The 21,968-nt window shown below is 62.4% G+C and carries 21 protein-coding genes; 17 read left to right on the forward strand and 4 right to left on the reverse strand.

Annotation, left to right across the window (positions count from 1 at the left end; genetic code table 11):
• The first annotated feature begins 94 nt into the window (after window positions 1-94).
• The 4 genes from J6497_RS00050 to J6497_RS00065 all read left to right on the forward strand — a co-directional run bounded on the left by J6497_RS00050 (window position 95) and on the right by J6497_RS00065 (window position 4,216).
• A complete protein-coding gene (locus J6497_RS00050; protein WP_225702188.1) occupies window positions 95-1,627 on the forward strand; it encodes a benzoate-CoA ligase family protein in 1,533 nt (510 codons plus the stop codon).
• 135 nt (window positions 1,628-1,762) lie between these two features.
• A complete protein-coding gene (locus J6497_RS00055) occupies window positions 1,763-2,572 on the forward strand; it encodes an alpha/beta fold hydrolase (RefSeq protein ID WP_225702189.1) in 810 nt (269 codons plus the stop codon).
• 106 nt (window positions 2,573-2,678) lie between these two features.
• Window positions 2,679-3,629 (forward strand): IS1595 family transposase, encoded by a 951-nt coding sequence (locus J6497_RS00060; RefSeq protein ID WP_225702190.1) that lies wholly within the window; start codon window positions 2,679-2,681, stop codon window positions 3,627-3,629.
• A 305-nt stretch (window positions 3,630-3,934) separates the two neighbouring features.
• Window positions 3,935-4,216 carry a hypothetical protein gene (locus tag J6497_RS00065; RefSeq protein ID WP_225702191.1) on the forward strand — a complete coding sequence of 94 codons (282 nt, stop codon included), beginning with the start codon at window positions 3,935-3,937 and terminating at the stop codon, window positions 4,214-4,216.
• 47 nt (window positions 4,217-4,263) lie between these two features.
• Here the strand turns inward: J6497_RS00065 and J6497_RS00070 are convergent, their stop codons facing one another.
• A complete protein-coding gene (locus J6497_RS00070) occupies window positions 4,264-4,428 on the reverse strand; it encodes a hypothetical protein (RefSeq protein ID WP_225702192.1) in 165 nt (54 codons plus the stop codon).
• On the opposite strand from J6497_RS00070, the gene J6497_RS00075 reads away from it, so the two are divergent.
• From J6497_RS00075 to boxB, 3 genes are all read left to right on the forward strand, one after another.
• Complete coding sequence (locus J6497_RS00075; RefSeq protein ID WP_225702193.1) at window positions 4,427-5,053, forward strand: hypothetical protein; 627 nt, start codon at window positions 4,427-4,429, stop codon at window positions 5,051-5,053. The two genes, J6497_RS00070 and J6497_RS00075, sit on opposite strands and share 2 nt — an antisense overlap.
• A gap of 178 nt (window positions 5,054-5,231) precedes the next feature.
• The gene (boxC, locus tag J6497_RS00080; protein WP_225702194.1) at window positions 5,232-6,920 is read left to right on the forward strand and encodes a 2,3-epoxybenzoyl-CoA dihydrolase; all 1,689 of its coding nucleotides are present in this window, start codon (window positions 5,232-5,234) and stop codon (window positions 6,918-6,920) included.
• A gap of 115 nt (window positions 6,921-7,035) precedes the next feature.
• The gene (gene boxB / locus J6497_RS00085) at window positions 7,036-8,487 is read left to right on the forward strand and encodes a benzoyl-CoA 2,3-epoxidase subunit BoxB (protein ID WP_225702195.1); all 1,452 of its coding nucleotides are present in this window, start codon (window positions 7,036-7,038) and stop codon (window positions 8,485-8,487) included.
• Window positions 8,488-8,690: 203 nt separating this feature from the next.
• Here the strand turns inward: boxB and J6497_RS00090 are convergent, their stop codons facing one another.
• Together J6497_RS00090 and J6497_RS00095 are read right to left on the reverse strand one after the other, a co-directional pair.
• Window positions 8,691-9,500, reverse strand: coding sequence for an SDR family oxidoreductase (locus J6497_RS00090; protein WP_225702196.1), 810 nt, complete (start codon window positions 9,498-9,500; stop codon window positions 8,691-8,693).
• 197 nt (window positions 9,501-9,697) lie between these two features.
• Window positions 9,698-10,759, reverse strand: a complete 1,062-nt coding sequence (locus J6497_RS00095; protein ID WP_225702197.1) for a polysaccharide deacetylase family protein — start codon at window positions 10,757-10,759, stop codon at window positions 9,698-9,700.
• A gap of 168 nt (window positions 10,760-10,927) precedes the next feature.
• On the opposite strand from J6497_RS00095, the gene J6497_RS00100 reads away from it, so the two are divergent.
• From J6497_RS00100 to phoB, 10 genes are all read left to right on the forward strand, one after another.
• Complete coding sequence (locus J6497_RS00100) at window positions 10,928-12,322, forward strand: OmpA family protein (protein ID WP_225702198.1); 1,395 nt, start codon at window positions 10,928-10,930, stop codon at window positions 12,320-12,322.
• The gene (locus J6497_RS00105; RefSeq protein WP_225702199.1) at window positions 12,322-12,627 is read left to right on the forward strand and encodes a hypothetical protein; all 306 of its coding nucleotides are present in this window, start codon (window positions 12,322-12,324) and stop codon (window positions 12,625-12,627) included. Before J6497_RS00100 ends, J6497_RS00105 begins: the two co-directional genes overlap by 1 nt.
• A 318-nt stretch (window positions 12,628-12,945) precedes the next feature.
• The gene (locus tag J6497_RS00110) at window positions 12,946-14,001 is read left to right on the forward strand and encodes a putative bifunctional lysylphosphatidylglycerol flippase/synthetase (RefSeq protein ID WP_225702200.1); all 1,056 of its coding nucleotides are present in this window, start codon (window positions 12,946-12,948) and stop codon (window positions 13,999-14,001) included.
• A 44-nt stretch (window positions 14,002-14,045) separates the two neighbouring features.
• A complete protein-coding gene (locus J6497_RS00115; RefSeq protein ID WP_225702201.1) occupies window positions 14,046-15,344 on the forward strand; it encodes an ATP-binding protein in 1,299 nt (432 codons plus the stop codon).
• 142 nt (window positions 15,345-15,486) lie between these two features.
• Complete coding sequence (gene pstS, locus J6497_RS00120) at window positions 15,487-16,497, forward strand: phosphate ABC transporter substrate-binding protein PstS (protein ID WP_225702202.1); 1,011 nt, start codon at window positions 15,487-15,489, stop codon at window positions 16,495-16,497.
• Between the two features lie 194 nt (window positions 16,498-16,691).
• Window positions 16,692-17,681: a phosphate ABC transporter permease subunit PstC gene (gene pstC, locus J6497_RS00125; protein ID WP_225702203.1), complete on the forward strand. Its 990-nt coding sequence runs from the start codon at window positions 16,692-16,694 to the stop codon at window positions 17,679-17,681.
• Between the two features lie 3 nt (window positions 17,682-17,684).
• On the forward strand, window positions 17,685-18,530 hold the full coding sequence (gene pstA, locus J6497_RS00130; RefSeq protein ID WP_225702204.1) for a phosphate ABC transporter permease PstA: 846 nt from the start codon (window positions 17,685-17,687) through the stop codon (window positions 18,528-18,530).
• Window positions 18,527-19,348 (forward strand): phosphate ABC transporter ATP-binding protein PstB, encoded by an 822-nt coding sequence (pstB, locus tag J6497_RS00135; RefSeq protein WP_225702205.1) that lies wholly within the window; start codon window positions 18,527-18,529, stop codon window positions 19,346-19,348. The genes pstA and pstB overlap by 4 nt, the downstream gene beginning before the upstream one ends.
• Before the next feature lie 11 nt (window positions 19,349-19,359).
• Window positions 19,360-20,076 (forward strand): phosphate signaling complex protein PhoU, encoded by a 717-nt coding sequence (phoU, locus tag J6497_RS00140; protein ID WP_225702206.1) that lies wholly within the window; start codon window positions 19,360-19,362, stop codon window positions 20,074-20,076.
• 118 nt (window positions 20,077-20,194) lie between these two features.
• Entirely contained in the window at window positions 20,195-20,902 is a 708-nt protein-coding gene (phoB, locus tag J6497_RS00145) for a phosphate regulon transcriptional regulator PhoB (RefSeq protein ID WP_028163454.1), read from the forward strand.
• A 73-nt stretch (window positions 20,903-20,975) separates the two neighbouring features.
• Here phoB and J6497_RS00150 read toward each other — a convergent pair whose 3' ends face one another.
• Window positions 20,976-21,491, reverse strand: coding sequence for a GcrA family cell cycle regulator (locus J6497_RS00150; RefSeq protein WP_225702207.1), 516 nt, complete (start codon window positions 21,489-21,491; stop codon window positions 20,976-20,978).
• Between the last annotated feature and the right edge of the window lie 477 nt (window positions 21,492-21,968).

Consider the following 21,968-nt stretch of genomic DNA (forward strand, 5'->3'; position numbering starts at 1 on the left):
ATTGACAGCAAGCCGCTCCGGTGGCCTTCTATGAATTATAATTCTTAAAATCTGGGAGAGACGTCGTGACGCGCATGGGCGTGAGGAGCGGGGCATGAGCGGCACCTCCTACAATGCGGTGACCTGGCTGCTGGACCGCAATGTCGACGAGGGCCGCGGCGACAAGCTCGTGTTCGACGATACGGTCTCGCAACTCACCTATGGTGAGTTGCAGCGACAGACGCGGTGTCTTGGCAATCTGCTGCGCCGGCTCGGCGTCCGCCGCGAGGAGCGTGTGGCGATGATCATGCTCGACACGGTCGATTTCCCGATCGTGTTTTTGGGTGCGATCCGTGCCGGCGTGGTGCCGGTGCCGCTGAACACGCTGCTCACCGCAGATCAATATGCCTATGTGCTCGCCGACTGTCGCGCGCGGGTGCTGTTCATCTCCGAAGCGCTGCTGCCGGTCGTCAAAGACATCGTCGGGCGGATGCCCGACCTCGAGCATGTCGTCATCTCGGGTGCGGACGCGCACGGCCACAAGAAGTTTTCCGAGGAACTGGCGCGCGAGGGCGATGACTTCATGACCGCCGTGACCCATGCGGACGAGCCCGCGTTCTGGCTCTATTCCTCAGGCTCGACCGGCATGCCGAAGGGCGTGCGCCATCTACACTCTAATCTCGCGGCCACGGCGGATACCTACGCCAAGCAGGTGCTCGGCATCCAGGAGAACGACGTTTGCCTGTCCGCGGCAAAGCTGTTCTTTGCTTATGGCCTTGGCAATGCGCTCACTTTCCCGATGTCGGTCGGCGCCAGCACGATCCTCAATTCCGAGCGGCCGACGCCCGCGGTGATGTTCGCGCTGATGAACAGGTATCACCCCACCATCTTCTACGGCGTGCCGACACTGTTCGCCTCGATGCTGAACGATGAGGCGTCGAAGGCGACGCCCGCCGGCAAGCGGCTGCGCATCTGCACCTCCGCCGGCGAGGCGCTGCCGGAATCGGTCGGCAATGCCTGGAAGGCGCGCTTCGGCGTCGACATCCTCGACGGCGTCGGCTCGACCGAGCTATTGCACATCTTCCTGTCGAATGCGCCCGGCGACATCAAATACGGCTCGTCCGGCCGGCCCGTTCCTGGCTACAAGGTGCGCCTCGTCAACGAGGCCTCCGCCGATGTGCCGGATGGCGAAGTCGGTGAACTCCTGGTCGATGCGCCCTCCGCCGGCGAGGGTTACTGGAACCAGCGCAGCAAGAGCCGGCAGACCTTTGAGGGCCACTGGACCCGCACCGGCGACAAATACATCCGCGATGCCGAGGGCCGTTACACCTTCTGTGGCCGTAGCGACGACATGTTCAAGGTCTCCGGCATCTGGGTCTCGCCGTTCGAGGTCGAGAGCGCGCTGATCACCCATCCCGCCGTGCTGGAGGCCGCCGTCGTGCCGGAAGCCGATCGGGAAGGATTGCTCAAGCCGAAGGCCTTCGTGGTGCTTCGCGCGGATGCGAAGATTGATGGCCTGAACGAGGCGCTGAAGGAATACGTCAAGCAGAAGATCGGCCCGTGGAAATATCCGCGCTGGATCGACGTGGTCGAGAGCCTGCCCAAGACCGCGACGGGAAAGATCCAGCGCTTCAAGCTGCGCCAGTGAGCGCGCGCCAATTACGCCGTCATTCCGGGGCGCGCGAAGCGCGAGCTACGATGCGCAATTGCGCATCGGAGAATCTCGAGATTCCGGATCGGCTCGCTTCGCGATCCGTCCGGAATGACTGAGCAGGAACACACTATGGCAAACCTCGCACCATCCGGCTTCCTCCACATCGGCAGCTCCGATCTCGAATACCGCATGATCGGTCCGGCTCCCGACAGCGCGCCGACCATCGTGATGCTGCATGAAGGCCTGGGTTCGGTCGGGCTGTGGGGCGACTTCCCGGAAAGACTTCAGGCCGCAACCGGCGCCGGCGTGTTCGCCTATTCGCGCGCCGGCTATGGCGGCTCGAGCCCGGCGAAGCTGCCGCGGCCGCTCGACTATATGCACATCGAGGCGCAGGAGGTGCTGCCGAAGCTGCTGGATGCCATCGGCTTCCGCTGCGGGCTCCTGGTCGGGCATTCCGACGGCGCGTCGATCGCCGCGATCTATGCCGGCTCGCACCAGGATCATCGTCTGCAGGGTATTGCACTGATCGCGCCGCACTTCATCGTCGAGGACATCTCGGTGAACTCGATCGCGGAAATCAAGACGACCTATGAGACCACGAACCTGAAGGAGAAGCTGGCGCGCTGGCACAAGGACGTCGACAACGCCTTCTACGGCTGGAACGGCGCCTGGCTCGATCCGAAATTCCGCGATTGGGATATTTCCGAATTCCTTGCCTACATCCGCGTGCCCATCGCGATCCTGCAGGGCGAGGCCGATCAGTACGGCACGCTGCGCCAGGTCGAGATCGCCAAGGAGGAGTGCTACTGCCCGGTCGATGTCACGGTCATCCCCGGCGCGGGACATTCGCCGCACCGCGAGGCGCCGGAGGCAACACTCCGGGCAATCGCGGATTTCGCCGAGGCAACCTTACGAACCGATCAGCCGCAGATGGCCTAGATTACTGACCCGCCGAGCGATCTTCACGAACATGAAACAAAGTGCACATTATAACCTTGACAAAGCAGGCGGACCATAGGTAGGGTTCCAGCATTGGAGCAACCCTATGACCGACCTTCTCAAAAACCCGATCTTCCAAGACGAAACCGCCGCCCGCGAATGGCTTGAAGCCCGCGTCTGGGCGAACGGTCGGGTTTGCCCGCATTGCGGCAACGCGGATCAGGAGAAGATCACCAAGCTTGAGGGCAAGGCGCATCGCCCCGGCGTGTACCAGTGCAACGAACCGGACTGCCGCCAGCAGTTCACAGTAACCGTGAATACGGTGTTCGAGCGCTCCAAAATCCCGCTCACGAAGTGGCTCGCCGCGCTGTTCCTGATGACGGCTTCCAAAAAGGGAATTAGCGCCCATCAGGTGCACCGCATGCTCGGTATCAGCTACAAATCGACTTGGTTCATGATGCATCGCCTGCGTGAAGCGATGCGCGTTGGCGGACTGATGCCACCCATGGGCGAAGAAGGCGGCGCGGTAGAAGTTGACGAAACCTACATTGGCCGCCTGCAAGGCGTTAAGAAGAAGCGCGCGGGCGCGGCTCATAAGAACACCGTGCTTTCGCTGCTTGACCGCAAGACCGGCAAGGTCCGCAGCTTCCACGTTGCCAACGCGACCGTGAACGAAGTTGCTCCCATCGTGCGCGCCAACATCTCGAAAGAAGCGCACCTGATGACGGATCAGGCCAAGATTTATCTAAGGCTTGGCGCTGAGTTCTCGCGCCATGATAGCGTCAACCATCAGGAGGACGAATACGTTCGCCGCGATGGTGATACCGTGATCACAACCAACACCATTGAAAGCTACTCAGTGTTCAAGCGCGGCATGCTCGGCACCTACCAGCACTGCGCCGAAAAGCATCTGCATCGCTATCTGGCCGAATTTGATTTCCGCCATAATAACCGCATCGCGCTAGGTGTTGATGATACGGACCGCGCTAACGAACTCGCCAAAGGCATCGTTGGCAAGCGCCTTACCTATCGACGGCCTAACCGCTCCGACATTTAAACTTAACGCCAAACGCTTCCTGCGCTGGAAGCGCAAGCAGCCGAAACCGAAGCCCAAATTCGTCAAATACTGGCGCACCCGCTGAACCTGTTCATAAGTATACAGAACAGGGACGGCGACTCGACTCCAGAATGTGAAGGTTTCACTCTCGGAAGTTGATTCGGACGCCGCCCTTCGCGGGAGCGGCGTCCGATCCTGCAATCAACCTTGGAGCCGGTCGCAGGATGAAGGGTGGTAACAGTCAGGACATTGAGTCCTAACTTTCCTTTAGTCAATACCGGCTCCGTATCACAGAGGAGCCGAAAATGGCTTTCAACTTGTTTATCTCTTACGATCTCGACAAACCGGGTCAGTCCTATGACGCGGTGCATGAACGCATCAAATCACTTGGCCGCTGGTACCACGCTCAGCAATCGTTGTTTTACGTCCATACTGAATTCACCCCCGAGCAAGCCCATCGGCATGTGTTCGCGGTTATGGACCGCAACGATAGGCTGATCGTGGTTGATGCTACTGGGGCTTGGATGTATCCGGCCCCGCCCAGCGATGTCGAAGCCATCAATCGCGTTTGGTTCGAGATGGCATAAGCCGCCTGATCCTATCGATTCAAACATTTGAGCCTCCGAAGCCCGGCTCACTTGCCGGGCTTCTTCTTCGTTCTGCGTTTCTTTGTCGCCGTCTTTTTCGTTACCCGATGCTGCGGCGGGCTCTTCGCGACCACCTTCACGGCACGCTCAAAGCGCTCCATCGCGTCGGGATGAAACTCGATCTCTTTCTCTGACGAGGATTTTGCAATCATGCGCGCGGCGCCTCGGTACCTAAGACCAAAAACCAGGTTCGACATTCCCACGGAAATTACCCAAGAAGTGGGCAACTTGATAGTTCGATGGGCCTATCTTGAGCACTGTCTGCAAACGATTGTCTGGAATCTCGCCCAAGTTATTCAACCAATCGGGCGGCTAGCCATTCGCGAGCCGAGGGCAGAAGAGCGTGTACGCTTAATTAAGGACCTAGCCGAATTGCGAGGCATCGAAATTGACGAAACCGCCGCGAGAGCGATTGCCTCCCAATCGCGGGAACTTGCCCTGCATCGCGACGTTCTTGCCCATGGGCACTGGTTCTACGATGACGAAACCAAAAACTGGTGTGTTGTACTTTCGCGCGGCAAGTGGTCAGACGATGAGCCTCATCATCGCTCCCGCAGCGCGGTGCCCGAGGCTCTAAACGTCACAGACGTTGCTCTTCAAGGTATCGTAAAACAGCTAGAAGCAGTCATAAAACTTGCCGAGTTACTCTCTCAGCAGGTTGAGCAACAGATCGAGCCGCCGCCAGAAGTACCTCCCTCGCAATTTCCTCGTAGGAAACCCAAGCGAGGTCCAAATCCATCACAGCCGAAGCACCCGCGGAAATCATCGCAGGAGTAACCTGAATCTCGGGCGCGCCATCCCCTTGCGGGGCAGCGCTTGGACTAGATGTTGCCATGTGCTTTGTCAAGGTTATAATGTGCAACAAAGTGCATGTTCCCGCGTTTCCAGCTAGACCAATTCAAAAACATGCATTATTGTGCATGTCAAGATAACCAATAACGCACAAGGGTGGCTCATGGCCGGTGAGGATCGCGTGCTCGCAAACGGCGCGACATACATCGATTTTCAGACCGACCCGTCCCGTTATCGGCATTGGAAGCTCGATGTCGACGGCGCGGTCGCGACGCTGACCATGGATGTCGACGAGAATGCCGGCCTGTTCGAAGGCTACCAGCTCAAGCTCAATTCCTACGATCTCGGCGTCGATATCGAACTCGCCGATGCCGTCCAGCGGCTGCGCTTCGAGCATCCCGAGGTGAAGGTCGTCGTGATGCGCTCGGGCAAGAACCGCGTGTTCTGCGCCGGCGCCAACATCCGCATGCTTGCGGGCTCGACCCACGCGCACAAGGTCAATTTCTGCAAATTCACCAACGAGACCCGCAACGGCATCGAGGATTCCTCGGAGAATTCCGGCCAGCGCTTCATCACCGTCGTCAACGGCACCGCGGCCGGCGGCGGCTACGAGCTCGCGCTCGCGACCGACCACATCATCCTCGCCGACGACGGTTCGGCCGCCGTGGCGCTGCCGGAAGTGCCGCTGCTTGCGGTGCTGCCGGGGACCGGCGGGCTGACGCGCGTCGTAGACAAAAGAAAAGTGCGCCGCGACCATGCCGACTTCTTCTGCACCATCGAGGAAGGCATCAAGGGCAAGCGCGCCGTGCAGTGGCGCCTCGTCGACGAGATTGCGCCGAACAGCAAGCTCGAGGGCAAGCTCGCCGAGCGCGTCAAGGAATTCGCCGCCAGATCGACCCGCAACGGCAGCGGCAAGGGCATTGCGCTCTCGCCGCTCAACCGCGTGATCGACGACAACGGCATCCGCTATGGCTTCGTCAGCGTCGATATCGATCGCGCCGCACGGATCGCGACGATCTCGATTCAGGCGCCGGAGGCCGCGCCGCCTGCCGATATCCACGGCCTGATCGCGCAGGGCGCCGCGTTCTGGCCGCTGCAGGTCGCGCGCGAGCTCGATGATGCGATCCTGCATCTGCGCATCAACGAGCTCGAGGTCGCGATGCTGGTCTTCAAGAGCCACGGCGATTCCGCTCATGTCGTGGCCTATGACGACTTCCTCGAGGCCAACAAGGCGCATTGGCTGGTCAACGAAATCAGGCATTATTGGAAGCGCGTTCTGAAGCGCATCGACGTCACCTCGCGCACGCTGGTGACGCTGGTCGAGCCTGGCTCCTGTTTCGTCGGCACGCTCGCCGAACTCGTGTTCGCCGCCGACCGCTCCTACATGCTGATCGGCTCGCGCGACGGCGACAACCGCCCGCCGCCCGCGATCCAGCTCACCGCGATGAATTTTGGTCCCTATCCGATGAGCCACGGGCTCACCCGGCTGCAATCGCGCTTCCAGGCCGATCCGTCCGATCTGGAGCGTGCGCGCCGCGCAATCGGCAAGGCGCTCGATGCGGAGGAGGCTGAAGAACTCGGTCTCGTCACCTTCGCGCTCGACGATATCGACTGGGACGACGAGGTGCGCGTGTTCCTGGAGGAGCGCACCAGCTTCTCGCCCGACGGCCTGACCGGCATGGAAGCGAACCTGCGCTTCGTCGGCCCCGAGACCATGGAATCGAAAATCTTTGCTCGTTTGACCGCCTGGCAGAACTGGATCTTCCAGCGCCCCAATGCGGTCGGCGAGGAGGGCGCGCTGCGCCGCTACGGCACCGGCCAGAAGGCGCAGTTCGATATGACACGGGTTTAGAGCATGATCCGGAAAAGTGGAAACCGGTTTTCCGCAAAGATCATGCTCAAGCAAAAGAGATGAGATCGTGATCCGATTTTCTCTAATCGGATCATGATCGAGACCGGAGGTCCCCATGAACGTCAACATCATGAACGTCGACTACTCGACCAAGATTCCCAACAATGTGAACCTCTCGTCCGACCGCCAGGTCCTGAAGGCGCTCGAGGGCTGGCATCCCGGCTACATGGACTGGTGGAGCGACATGGGGCCAGAAGGCTTCCAGCAGTCGCTGGTCTATTTGCGCACCGCCTATTCGGTCGATCCGCGCGGCTGGGCCAAGTTCGACTATGTCAAGATGCCCGAATATCGCTGGGGCATCCTGCTGGCGCCGGAGGAGGAGAATCGCGTGGTGCCGTTCGGCGCGCATTATGGCGAGCCTGCCTGGCAGGAGGTGCCGGGCGAGCATCGCGCCATGCTGCGGCGGCTGATCGTGATCCAGGGCGACACCGAGCCTGCCTCCGTCGAGCAGCAGCGCCACCTCGGCAAGACCGCGCCCTCGCTCTACGACATGCGCAACCTGTTCCAAGTCAATGTCGAGGAAGGCCGCCATCTCTGGGCGATGGTCTATCTCTTGCAGAAATATTTTGGCCGCGACGGCCGCGAGGAGGCGGATGATTTGTTGCGTCGCCGCTCCGGCGACGTGGATAGTCCGCGCATGCTCGGCGCCTTCAACGAGGCGACGCCGGACTGGCTCTCCTTCTTCATGTTCACCTATTTCACCGACCGCGACGGCAAGATGCAGCTGCATTCGCTGGCGCAGTCAGGATTTGACCCGCTGTCGCGCACCTGCCGCTTCATGCTGACGGAAGAAGCGCACCACATGTTCGTCGGCGAGACCGGCATCAGCCGCGTCGTGCAGCGGACCTGCGAGGCGATGCGTGAAGCCGGCATCGAGGATCCGACCGATATCGCGAAAGTGCGGGCGCTCGGCGTGATCGACCTGCCGACCATCCAGAAGAAGCTGAACCTGCACTATTCGCTGTCGCTCGACCTGTTCGGCTCCGAGGTCTCGACCAACGCAGCCAACGCCTTCAACGCAGGCATCAAGGGGCGCTACAAGGAGACGACGATCGAGGACGATCATCAGCTGCAGAACTCGACCTATCCGGTGCTGAAGCTGATCGACGGCGAACTCAAGCTGGTCGACGAGCCGGCGCTGACCGCGCTCAACATGCGCCTGCGCGACGACTACACCCAGGACTGCGTCAAGGGCATGCTGCGCTGGAACAAGGTGATCTCGACCGCCGGCTACGACTACAAGCTCGCGGTGCCGCATGTTGCCTTCCACCGCGCCATCGGCGAGTTCAAGGACGTCGAGGCGACGCCCGAAGGCATTCTGATCGGCGACGCCACCTGGGAGAAGCGCAAGAACGAATGGCTGCCGTCGACGGAAGACGGCGAGTTCATCGTCTCCCTGATGAAGCCCGTCACCGAGATCGGCAAGTTCGCCTCCTGGATCGCGCCGCCGAAAGTAGGTATCGACAACAAGCCCGGCGATTTCGAGTATGTGAAGATCGAGTCGTGAGGCGTTACTGAGCTGTCATCACCCGCACTGAGCTGTCATCACCCGCGAAGGCGGGTGATCCAGTAATCACCGGCATCTCGAATCTCACAGACGTCACGGCGTACTGGATGCCCCGCCGGAGCCTGTCATCGGGCTCGCCGAAGGCGCGACCCGGTGGCGGGCATGACGTGCTGGTGTGGAGCGGCGACCGCGTGTCCTTGCCCTCAGCTGTCCCACCCGCTGCCCTTGATCCCGGCATTCGCATAGACGATGCCGCCGTCCACCGTGATGGTCGCGCCGACCACATAATCGCCGGCGCGGGAGGCGAGATAGATCGCAGCACCGGCCATGTCCTCGTCGGTGCCGACCCGGCCCAACGGCACGCGCGTCGCCACTTCGTCGGCATGGTCGCGCGCGGCGCGGTTCATGTCGGACTTGAACGGTCCCGGCGCAATTGCGGTGACCGCCACATGGTCCTTGATCAGCTTGACCGCCATCCGCCGCGTCAGGTGGATCAGGCCCGCCTTGCTCGCGGCATAGGAATAGCTCTCCATCGGGTTGACGAAGATGCCGTCGATGGAAGCGATATTGATCACCTTCGCCGGCCGCTCGGCGCTTGCGGCTGCGCGCAACGGCGCGGCCAGCGCCTTGGTCAGGAAGAACGGCGTCTTGATGTTGAGGTTCATCACCTTGTCCCAGCCGCTTTCCGGAAACTCGTCGAAGTCCGCGCCCCACGCGGCTCCCGCATTGTTGACGAGGATGTCGAGCTTCGGTTCGCGCTTCTTGATCTCGGCGGCCAGCATCTCGATGCCGGCGAGACTGGAGATGTCGATCGGCAGCGCGATGCACTCGCCCTCATATTCGGCTGAAAGCTCCTTTGCCGTTTCTTCGCAGGGCCCGGCCTTTCGCGCGGTGATGTAGACTTTGGCCGCGCCTTGGGCGAGGAAGCCCGCGGCGATCATCCTGCCGATGCCGCGCGAGCCACCCGTCACCAGTGCGATGCGGCCCTTGAGCGAAAACAGATCCTTGAACATGCGTCCCTCCAAATGCGTTGCCCGCGGTTGTGAAAGGAGCCTCGAGACGAGTCAACCATCGCGTCGTCCCGGCGAAGGCCGGGACCCATACCGCGAAATCTATCGATGAAGCGATCTGGCAGACGCCTGCGTTACACAACCGCGCCCTGGGGTTATGGGTCCCGGCCTTCGCCGGGACGACGGCTACGACGGCGGAGCTACGCCGCGTCGATGCGGCGGAAGCCGTTCCAGACGGCGGTGGCAGCGCCGGAGGTCAGGACGGGGATCATGCGTGCTTCCTGGTAATTACCATTGAGCGAGACGCGTTGCAGCGCGGTCAGGTGATCGGCGCTTTCCGGGAAGATCATGCCGGGCCGCGTCGTCACCGCTGTCTTGAAGCCTGCGGCCCTGGCGAGCGCGAATTCGCGCTGGCCGGCGGCGATCTTGTCGCCATAGGGATAGGCGAGATGCAGCACCGGCCGCGCCAACGCCGCTTCGATCCGCTCCCGGCTCGCCGTCATCTCGAACGCCGCCATTTCCTCGGGCTGCCGTGCGAGATTGCAATGGGTGACGGTATGCGCGCCGATCGTCACCAGCGGATCGTCGGCGAACGCCTTCAGTTCGTCCCAGGACATGCAGAACTCGCGCGCGATCGTCGTCTCGTCGACATCATGGCGCGCGCACAGCGCCGAGACCTCGCGCTCGACATCGTGCTCGTCCGGCAAGCTGCGCAACCAACCGTGCAGCCGCTCGAAGGCGGCGTGTTTCGCCTCCGCTGTCGAGGTATCGATCGGTGTCATCGTTCCGCCGATCGGCGCCTCGATCGCGGCCACCTTGGAGATCACCTGCTCCAGCGCGATCCACCACAGCCGCCCGGTCCCTGCGGCGAAATCGCTGGCGACATAGACAGTGAACGGCGCGTCGAACTCGCGCATGACAGGCAGTGCATGGTCGCGGTTGTCGCGATACCCGTCATCGAAGGTGAAGCACGCAAAGCGCCGCGCGAAATCGCGTTCGACTATCCGCCGGTGCATTTCGTCCATGGTAACGATGTCGATATCGAGCGAGCGCAGATGCTCCAGCATCGCGCGCAGGAACTCCGGTTCGACTTCGAGGTGATAGTTCGGCTGGAACTCGTCATTGCGGCGAGGCCGGACATGGTGCAGCATGAAGATCGCGCCGACGCCTGCGAAGATTGGTCGCAGCAGGAAATGGGCTCCCGAAAAATACAGCGCTTCGAGTCCGGCGCGGATAACGGTTTTTCTGAGCTGTTTTTTCATCCGCGAAATTGGCCGGCCGGTTGCATTACGGGTCGAAATTAGCGAACCACCGCTGAACAAACGGTTAGCCCTCCCGATTATACGCCGCTCTTCACCAGGCGCAGTATTTCGGGTTTGACAGTCAGCCAAGGGTTTGTTTTCTCTCTGGTTCTGGAGCCAGGACCCCGAATGCACGAACTTTTCAAGTGGAGTCGCAAGTGGTGGCCGGGCGTGATTCCGCTGGTCATCTGTTGGGGTATCGCGGCCTGGACCTCGACCGCAACCGTGGAGGCTGATCTCGCCGCGCGATCAAATGCCGCGCTCAAGGACACCATCCTTGACAAGCGCAGGATCGTGGTCGCCGGCCGGGACGTGACATTTGCGGCGGAAGCCTTCTCGGAGGAGGGCCGTCAGAGCGCGGTGGCCTCCGTTGAGGCGGTGCCTGGCGTGCGCCTTGTCAATGACGAGACGCGGCTCGTTCCCGAAGCAAAGCCATTTGTCTGGTCGGCCGATCGCGACGTCGTGCGGGTGACGCTCACAGGCAGTGCGCCGCTACCGTCGAGCAAGGGCAAGCTCCTCGAAGCCGCGCGCAGCGCGCTTGGTGGCGTGGAAGTTGCCGACCAGATGTCGCTCGCGCGCGGCGCGCCGCCACGCTTTGACAGCGCGGCGCTGCTGCTGCTCGACCAGATCGGCAAGTTGAAGGATGGCAAGATCACGCTGACCGACACCAAGGTCAACCTGTCGGGCATGGCGCGCGAGCTCGGCGGGCGGGAGGCAATTGCGGCGGCGATGCGGAATCTGCCCGAGGGCTATTCGGTTGCAGCCAATGACATCAAGGCGCCGCCTTACATTTTCCAGGCTTACAAGGACCCGGTCGCGGTGACGCTGACGCTCACCGGCAACGTGCCCGACAACAACGTTCACGCCGCACTCGTCGCGGCCGCCGGACGCAAGTTCTTCTCGGAGAAGGTTGTCGACAACCTCAAGGCGAGTGTGGGCGCTCCTTCCAGTTTTGCGAACGCTGTGGTGCCGGCGCTCGGCGCCTTGTCGCGGCTGTCGACCGGCACGCTCGTGGTGACCGATCGTGAGGTGAAGCTGTCGGGCGACGCGTTCTATGACGCCGCCGCCAACCAGATCCGCGCCGGCCTCGGCCGCGATTTTCCGCAAGGCTGGCAGTACAAGGCCGATATTTCGGTGAAGCCGGCCGCGTCCCCGGTGGACGCGACCGTGTGCCAGCAGCTTTTCGCCGAGCTCCTGTCGAAGGCGAGGATTCGGTTTGAATCGGGCAAGGCCGATATCTCCGCGGACTCCGCCGGCCTGCTCGACCGCCTCACCGAGACAGCGCTGCGCTGCCCGAATGCCACCATCGAGATCGCGGGCCACACCGACAGCGACGGCGAGGAGAGCGCCAACCAGGCGCTTTCGGAGCGGCGCGCGGAAGCGGTGATGGACTATCTGGTCAAGGCCGGCCTGCCGGCGACGCGCTTCCAGGCGGTCGGCTATGGCAGTACGCAGCCGCTCGCCGGCAACGACAGCGAGGAAGGCAAGGCGCAGAACCGCCGCATCGATTTCGTGGTGAAGTGATGGCCCATCTGGCGACATTCTTCTGGGGTTGGCTGCTCGCGGCGCTGTTGATCGGCTTTGCGATGGGCTGGATATCGGTGGTGCAGCGCGGGGAGGGCGTGTCACGAAAGCTAGCGCGATGGCTGGCGCTGCTTGCGGTGATCCTGATCGGGCTTGCGCTCGGCCACGTCGTTCCCGGCCGCTTCGGCTATTGGCTCGACCTGTTCCTGATCATGTTCGCGCTCTACCTCGCCGGCTGCTTGGTGGGATCGCGCCTGCGTGACTGGGTGGTGTCGCGCAGCCAGCCCGTCAGGTCAGGCGGCTAGGAGAGGCTACCAAGTTGCGGCTGCCAAACGAGGTTTTCGTGATCCCGATGGCCGCCGCCGGGACGTTCGGTCGCATCGGCGCTGACTGGCCGCGGCGAGCGCCAACGTGTCAAAGCCTTGTCGGATCGACGGGAATGCAGCAAAACTGTGCATCCGCTGTCATGAACTCCCCCTAATGTGTTGAAGATGCGCGTTTTATCGTCGCTAGACGAATTCCACTTCGACCCGAAACGCGCTACGACAGGCGGGAGGGAGCAGCGGAGCGTCGGCGGGGTTCGCCCGGTAGCCGTCGTCGCGGGATCGCAATTCGAGGTCTAGATGCTGGAAGCAATCCGCAGGGCGATCGCGTTTCTGCGCCAGAAGCAGGTCCTGCACAAATTGGGCGTTGCGATCAGCATCACCGTCATCGCGATCGCCTGCTATGTGCTCTATCACATGCTGCGCGGCATCGACACCAACGAGGTGCTCGAGGCCATCAAAGGCACCGAGCCGCGCCAGATCGCCCTGGCGGCGCTGTTCGTGACGGCCGGCTACTTCACGCTGACGTTCTACGACCTGTTCGCGGTACGCGCGATCGGGCACCGCCACGTCCCCTACCGCATCAACGCGCTCGCCGCCTTCACCTCCTATTCGATCGGTCACAATGTCGGCGCCAGCGTCTTCACCGGCGGGGCGGTGCGCTACCGCATCTATTCGGCCTGGGGACTGAACGCGATCGATGTCGCCAAGATCTGTTTCCTGGCCGGGCTGACCTTCTGGCTCGGCAATGCCGCGGTGCTCGGCATCGGGATTGCCTATCATCCGGAAGCCGCCGCTTCGATCGACCAGCTTCCGCCCTGGCTCAATCGCGTCGCGGCGTTCGCCATCATCGTCGCGCTGGTGGCCTATGTGGTCTGGGTCTGGACCCAGCCGCGGGTGGTCGGGCGTGGGCCGTGGACGGTGACGCTGCCGGGCGGGCCGCTGACGCTCTTGCAGATTTGCATCGGCATCGTCGACCTCGGGTTCTGCGCGCTGGCGATGTACGTGCTGGTGCCCGACGAGCCCAACCTCGGCTTCATCGTGGTGGCCGTCATCTTCGTCTCGTCGACGCTGCTGGGCTTTGCCAGCCACTCGCCCGGCGGTCTCGGCGTGTTCGACGCCGCCATGCTGGTCGGCCTCTGGCAGATGGACCGCGAGGATCTGCTCGGTGGCATGCTTTTGTTTCGGATGCTCTACTATATTTCACCCTTTGTCATATCTGTAATCTTGCTGACGCTTCGGGAGGTTATCCTGGGAGCCCGAATCAAGCGCCTGCGCCACTTGGCGGCTGGCCCCGATGCCGAACCGCGACATGAGGCTGTTTATGTCCGCGAGCGCGGAGACACCAGCGCCTGACGCCGTCGCCTGAACAGTCGCCTGAACAGGAAGAAGCCGGCTCAATGGCACTTCACGAATCCTCTTCCTCCTTCTTCTCGCCGTGGCCTGACCGGTTGCGCCATTCGGCTATTGTCCTGCTTGCCGCGGGGCTGGCGCTCAGCGTGCTGGTCGCGTTCGATGAACTCTCGCTGATCCGGGCGCTTGCGGTGTTTCTCTGCATCGCTGCCGCGGCGCTAGTGCCCTGGCGTCTGCACGATCCGGCGGCCTCGCGCGAGGATACCCGTAGCGTCAACCCCGTCGAGGCCGGGGCGGTTGCCGCCCTCGTTGCCGGCATGCCGGACCCGGCGGTGCTGCTCGACCGCGCCGGCCGCGTCATCCATCTCAATGCCGCGGCTGCCCAGCTTGCACCGGCGCTGCGCAAGAACGAGCTGGCCCAGTTCGCGCTGCGCTCGCCGGAGATCATCACCGCGCTGCGCGAGGCGATCGCCACCACCGAGCCGCGGCGCGCCGCCTATCTCGACCATGTCCCGGTCGACCGTTGGATGGAGCTGGTGATCACGCCGGTGCCGGTGCCGACCCTGTTTGGCGGCACCGACAAATGCATGCTGATGACCTTCCACGATCTGACGCCGCTGCGCCGGGTCGAGGAAATGCGCGCCGACTTCGTCGCCAATGCCAGTCATGAATTGCGGACGCCGCTCGCGGCGTTGTCGGGTTTCATCGACACCCTGCAAGGGCCGGCCAGGGACGATCCACGGGCGCGGGAGCGCTTCCTCGGCATCATGCATACCCAGGCCACCCGCATGGCGCGCCTGATCGACGATCTGTTGTCGCTGTCGCGGGTCGAACTCTCGGCCCATGTTCGCCCCGACACCTGCGTCGATCTGATCCCGATCATCCGCCAGGTCGCCGACGGCCTCGAGCCGTTGGCGCGCGAGCGGCAGGTCGTGATCGAGATCGAGTTGCCGGAGACGCCGGTGATGATCGCCGGAGACCGCGAGGAGCTGTTGCGGCTGTTCGAGAACCTGATCGAGAACGCCCTGAAATACGGCGCCTCGGGCGGCAGGGTGATCGTCTCGCTGAAGGAGGCCACCTCCGGCGAGGGCGCCCCGGAGATCCGGATCATGGTGCGGGATTTCGGTCCTGGCATCTCCCCAGAACACCTGCCGCGGCTGACCGAGCGCTTCTACCGGGTCGACGTCGGCGACAGTCGGGCCCAGGGCGGAACCGGGCTCGGATTATCGTTGGTTAAACATATTCTTAACCGTCATCGCGGCCGTCTCTTGATCGAAAGCGTGCCAAAAAACGGCGCTACTTTTACCGCCTGCTTTCCCCAGGTGAAGGCTGCTGCGGCGGCATAAAGTCAAGCAATTTCAATTGCTTGAATATGTCATCCAACTGTCATCCAACCTTTATAAAACGAGCATCGACCGCTCCTAAACGGACCGGCGTGAGCGCGATCGGGCGCATCCGGCGCTTCGCTCACAGGATGGAGACCACCCTATGAATTTCTTTAGGACAATCGTCGCTGCCGGCCTGGTCGCCGTGTCGACGTCGGCCTTCGCAGCCGATATCACAGGGGCGGGTGCGACATTTCCGTTCCCGATCTACTCCAAATGGGCGGACGCCTATAAGAAGGAGACGGGCAACGGCCTGAACTATCAATCGATCGGTTCGGGTGCCGGCATCAAGCAGATCCAGGCCAAGACCGTGACCTTCGGCGCCAGCGACGCTCCGCTCAAGCCCGAGCAGCTCGAAAAGGATGGCCTCGTCCAATGGCCGATGGTCATGGGTGCGATCGTGCCGGTGGTGAACCTCGAAGGCGTGAAGCCGGGCGAGCTCGTGCTGTCGGGCGAAGTGCTCGGCAACATCTATCTCGGCAAGATCACCAAGTGGGACGATCCGGCCATCGCCAAGCTCAATCCGAAGGTTAAGCTGCCGTCGGATGCCATCACCGTGGTCCGCCGGTCCGATGGCTCCGGCACCACCTTCAACTTCACCGACTACCTCTCCAAGGCCAACCCGGATTGGAAGTCCAAGGTCGGCTCGGGCACCGCGGTCGAGTGGCCGGTTGGCGTTGGCGCCAAGGGTAACGAAGGCGTTGCCGGCAACATCAGCCAGACCAAGAACGCGATCGGCTATGTCGAATATGCCTACGCCAAGCAGAACAAGCTGACCTACGCCGCCATGATCAACAAGGTCGGCAAGACCGTGCAACCGACCATGGCAGCCTTCCAGGCAGCCGCCTCCAATGCCGACTGGTCCAAGGCTCCGGGCTACTACGTGATCCTGACCGACCAGCCGGGCGACGCCTCCTGGCCGATCACGGCGGCGACCTTCATCCTGATGCACAAGCAGCCCGCGGACAAGGCGGCTTCGGCCGAAGCCCTCAAGTTCTTCAAGTGGTCTTTCGAGAAGGGCGACAAGGCGGCCGAAGAGCTCGACTACATTCCGATGCCGGAAGCGGTCGTCAAGCTGATCGAAAAGACCTGGGCGTCGGACATCAAGAGCTGAGCCTTGCATCGCGCCCCTCGCGCCCCATCATCTTCCGGGGCGCGAGTACGGCAGGTGATCCCGGAATCCCAAGGGGTTCCGGGTCTGGTCCTCGGACCCAAGAGTGACGCTGGATAAAGTCGTCAGCAAGATCGCTCGGGAAGAAGCGAGCGTTTTTCCGTATCAGGTCAACACAGGGGATTGGCGTGGCAGACATGGCCGTTCAAAGCGACGTATTGGCAGCGGCTGGACCTTACGATCGTGCCAAGGCCCTCAGCGCTTTCAAACTCGGTGACATCACCTTCTACTGGATCACCCGCGCCTGCGCGATTTCGGTGCTCCTGATCCTTGGCGGCATCATTCTTTCACTGATCGCCGGCGCCTGGCCGGCAATCAAGGAATATGGCCTCCCGTTCCTGTGGACGCAGCGCTGGGCGCCCTCGGCCGATCCGCCGGTGCTCGGTGCGCTCGGCCCGGTCTACGGCACGCTGATCACCTCGGTGATCGCAATGATGATCGCCATTCCCGTCGGCATCGGTATCGCCGTGTTCCTCACTGAGCTTTGTCCGCAATGGCTGCGCCGCCCGATCGGCATCGCGATTGAACTCCTGGCCGGCATCCCCTCGATCATCTACGGCATGTGGGGCTTCTTCGTGCTCGGCCCGTTCCTCGCAAACACCTTCCAGCCGTTCATGATCCGGTTGTTCGACGGTGTGCCGGTGCTGGGCGCGGTGTTCGCAGGCCCGCCGTCCTATCTCAGCCTGTTCAATGCCTCGCTGATCCTCGCGATCATGGTGCTGCCTTTCATCACGGCGATTTCGGTCGACGTGTTCAAGACGGTGCCGCCGGTCTTGAAGGAGGCGGCCTACGGGGTCGGTTGCACCACTTGGGAGGTCGTCCGCAATGTCGTGATCCCGTATACCCGCGTCGGCGTGATCGGCGGCATTATGCTGGCGCTCGGCCGCGCCCTCGGCGAAACCATGGCTGTGACCTTCATCATCGGCAACTCGTTCCGCATCTCTTCCTCGATCTTCGCGCCCGGCACCACGATCTCGGCGGCGATCGCGAGTGAATTCGCCGAGAGCGACGGATTGCACCAGTCGGGCCTGATCCTGCTTGGCCTCTTGCTGTTCGTGCTGACGTTCATCGTTCTCGCCTGCGCGCGACTGATGCTGATGCGCCTGGAAAAGAAGGCGGGGAACTAAGCCATGAACCCAATTTACAGGTCCCGTCGCCGCAACGACATCATCATCCGCGGGCTTTGCTTCGCCGCTGCCCTGTTCGGCGTCACTTGGCTGGCGCTGATCCTCTTCACGCTGTTCTACAACGGTCTCGCCGGCCTTACCCTCGACGTCTTCACCAAGAACACGCCTCCGCCCGGCTCCACCGACGGCGGTCTCTGGAACGCGATCGTCGGTTCGGTGATCATGACCTTCATCGGCGTCGGCATCGGCGCGCCGCTCGGTCTGTTTGCCGGCACCTATCTCGCCGAATACGGCAGGCATGACCGGCTCACCTCGGTGATCCGCTTCATCAACGACATCCTCTTGAGCGCGCCGTCGATCATCATAGGCCTGTTCATCTATGGTGCCGTCGTGGTGCCGATGGGCGGCTTCTCCGCGCTGGCCGGCTCGCTGGCGCTGGCGGTGATCGTCATTCCCGTCGTGCTGCGCACCACCGAGGACATGCTGCTGCTCGTCCCCAGCCCGCTGCGAGAGGCGGCTTCCGCACTTGGCCTTCCGCGCTCGCTGGTGATCAAGAGGATCGCCTATCGTGCGGCGCGTTCCGGCCTGATCACGGGTGTGCTGCTGGCGACCGCCCGTGTCGCCGGCGAAACCGCGCCGCTGCTGTTCACCGCGCTGTCCAACCAGTTCTTCAGCCTGGATCTGACAAGGACGATGGCGAACCTGCCGGTGACCATCAACAACTTCGTGCAGAGCCCCTACGAATATTGGAAGCAGCTTGCCTGGAGCGGGGCTCTGCTCATCACCTTGACCGTGCTCGCGCTGAACATCAGCGCGCGCATCCTCGGCGCCGAAAGGAGCGCAAAATGACCGATCTCTCCATATCGACGACCAGCCCGAGCGCGGCCATTCCCCAGAAGTCGCTGCCGGAAGCGGCGCCGAAGGTGACCGCACGCAGCCTCAACTTCTATTACGGCGAGCACCACGCGCTGAAGGACATCAACCTGACGCTCGGCACCAACCGAGTCACCGCCTTCATCGGTCCGTCTGGTTGTGGCAAGTCGACGCTGCTGCGGATCTTCAACCGGATGTACGATCTCTATCCGGGCCAGCGCGCCACCGGCCAACTGATGCTGGACCAGACCAACATCCTCGACCCCAAACTCGACCTGAACCTGCTGCGGGCACGGATCGGAATGGTGTTCCAGAAGCCGACGCCGTTCCCGATGACGATCTATGAGAACATCGCCTTCGGCATCCGCTTGTACGAGAAGATCTCGAAATCCGAAATGGACGGCCGCGTCGAGAAGGCGCTGCGCGGCGGGGCGCTGTGGAACGAGGTCAAGGACAAGCTCAACGCGTCGGGCCTCAGCCTCTCCGGCGGTCAGCAGCAACGTCTTTGCATCGCCCGTACGGTTGCCGTGCGGCCCGAAGTGATCCTGTTCGACGAGCCCTGCTCGGCGCTCGATCCGATCTCGACCGCCAAGGTCGAGGAGCTGATCCAGGAGCTGTCGGAGGACTACACGATCGCGATCGTCACGCATAACATGCAGCAGGCGGCGCGCGTCTCCGACAAGACCGCCTTCATGTATCTGGGCGAACTGATCGAGTTCGACGACACCAGCAAGATATTCACCTCGCCGAGCGATCGACGCACCCAGGACTACATCACCGGCCGGTTCGGCTGAGGAGAGACATCATGGTTTCTGAACATACCGCCAAGGCATTCGATAGCGATCTTCAGGAATTGACTCGCCTCGTCGCGGAAATGGGCGGGCTGGTCGAGCGGATGATTACCGAATCCGTCGATGCGCTGATCCGCCGCGACATCGCGCTCGGCAAGCGTGTCGTCGCGTCGGATATCGAGATCGACAGCCTGCAGCGCGTGATCGAGGAGCGCGCCGTGCTGACGATCGCCCGCCGTCAGCCGATGGCCATCGATCTGCGCGAGATCGTCGGCGCGATGCGGGTGGCGACCGACCTCGAGCGGATCGGCGATCTCGCAAAGAACATCGGCAAGCGGGTCGCTGCGCTCGAGAACGACTTCCAGCCGCTGAAGCTGATCCGCGGCCTGGAGCACATGACCGACCTCGTGCTGTCGCAGGTCAAGTCCGTGCTCGATGCCTATGCCGCGCACGATCTGCCGGCGGCGATGAACGTCTGGAAGGGCGACGAGGAGGTGGACGCGATCTGCACCTCGCTGTTCCGCGAACTCCTCACCTACATGATGGAAGATCCGCGCAATATCTCGTTCTGCATCCACCTGATGTTCTGCGCCAAGAATATCGAGCGGATCGGCGACCACGCCACCAACATTGCGGAGACGGTCTTCTACATGATCGAGGGTCAGCAGATCACCGACAAGCGACCGAAAGGGGACATGACGACGTTCGCCACGACCGTTCCCGGCAACTAGAGCATCATCCGGGAAAGTCGACGCCGGTTTTCCGAAAAGATCCTGCTCAAAACATCAAAGGAAGAGTGGGGTGACGATACAAGAAGAGAGTCATCCCACTATAGGAGAAGCCAAGCCGATGAGCGCACGCATTCTGGTGGTCGAAGACGAAGAAGCGCTGACGACGCTGTTGCGCTACAATCTCGATGCAGAAGGCTATGATGTCGAAACGGTCGCCCGTGGAGACGATGCGGACACAAGGCTCAAGGAACGCATTCCCGACCTTGTGGTGCTCGACTGGATGCTGCCGGGGCTGTCCGGCATCGAGTTGTGCCGCCGTCTGCGGGCGCGGCCCGAGACCAAGCAGCTCCCGATCATCATGCTGACCGCGCGCGGCGAGGAAAGCGAGCGCGTGAGGGGACTGGCAACCGGCGCCGACGACTACATCGTCAAGCCGTTCTCGGTGCCCGAACTGCTTGCGCGGGTGAAGGGCCTGTTGCGCCGGGCAAGTCCGGAGCGGCTTGCCACCGTGCTCACCTATGGTGACATCGAGCTCGACCGCGAGAAGCGTCGCGTCGCGCGTTCGGGCCGGCCCATCGATCTCGGCCCGACCGAATATCGCCTGCTGGAGTTCTTCCTGGAGCATCCGGGCCGCGTGTTCAGCCGCGAGCAATTGCTCGACAGCGTCTGGGGCCGCGACATCTATATCGACGAGCGCACCGTCGACGTCCACATCGGCCGCCTGCGCAAATTGCTCAATCCCGGCCGCGAGCAGGACCCGATTCGCACCGTCCGCGGTGCCGGCTACGCGCTGGACGATCGCTTCGCGAAGGCCGAGCAGTCGTAAGTCCGCGCGCTCATGATCTGAGCTGTCGTCCCGGCTCAAGGCCGGGACGACTTCGTTGAAGCAGCAAATATTGTTACTTGCCGTGTGACGGCTTTACCGTCGGACGGCGACGGTCACCCACCGGCTGGTAGGCGATGCGCGAGTGGTGCGCGCAATAGGGCAGGCCGGGAAGCGCCTTGCCGCCGCAGAAGAAGAACTCCGGGGTCGAGGGATCGCCGACCGGCCAGTGGCAGGTAGCCTCGTTCAATTCGAGCAGCGACAGTCGTTGGCTCATCGGCACCACATTGTCGTAGGCCACGGGGTCCGCTTCCACCTCCACTTCGAAGGCGTGGGCGAGCGCGGTATTGCCGCGCGAGACCGGTCGCGCCACGCGCATCATCGGCTGTGCGGGACGCGCCTTGCGCTGCCGCGGCGCGGCTGCAGCCGGGCTCTTGGCGCGGCCGGACAGGCCCAAACGATGGACCTTGCCGATCACCGCATTGCGGGTCACGTTGCCGAGTTCCGCAGCGATCTGGCTGGCCGAGAGCCCGGCTTCCCAGAGCTTCTTCAACTGCTCGACGCGTTCGTCGGACCAGGTCAATACCGTCATCGCATGTTTCCCTTCGCGTTGCGCCGGCCGATCCTGGGACAGCGCTGCGATGCCAAATCTCAAAAATCCCAGCGGGCAGAATCCCTTAAGGCTCGCCGGACGCGAAAAGCGCGCCCGAACGTGTACGCCGCACACAAAAGACTCTTGGGATCAAAACTGCCGCACGAGATGTCGTACCCGACAGGCAGAACGCTACAATATGGCGTGACTCTGGCGCAAGAGTCCGCGCCTATGCGTCCACATGTTCCGACATTTAGGGATTGCAATCGGGGTTTTCCACCACACCGGAAAGCTACGGATTACCGGTAACTTACAGCGCAGCTTGGCGGCTTCGTGGCGATTGACAGCACCCGCCGCGCGCATAGAATGCCTCCACGTGCCGCCCTGCAAAGGCGGCACGTTTTGTTTTCGCTGGATGAGCCTCGAGCCGCGTGTCGCATCGCTGCACGCCGCCAAGGCTTATCTGAAAGGCTTGTC

Origin of the sequence: Bradyrhizobium cenepequi (assembly GCF_020329485.1) — a bacterium.
Lineage (GTDB): Bacteria > Pseudomonadota > Alphaproteobacteria > Rhizobiales > Xanthobacteraceae > Bradyrhizobium > Bradyrhizobium cenepequi.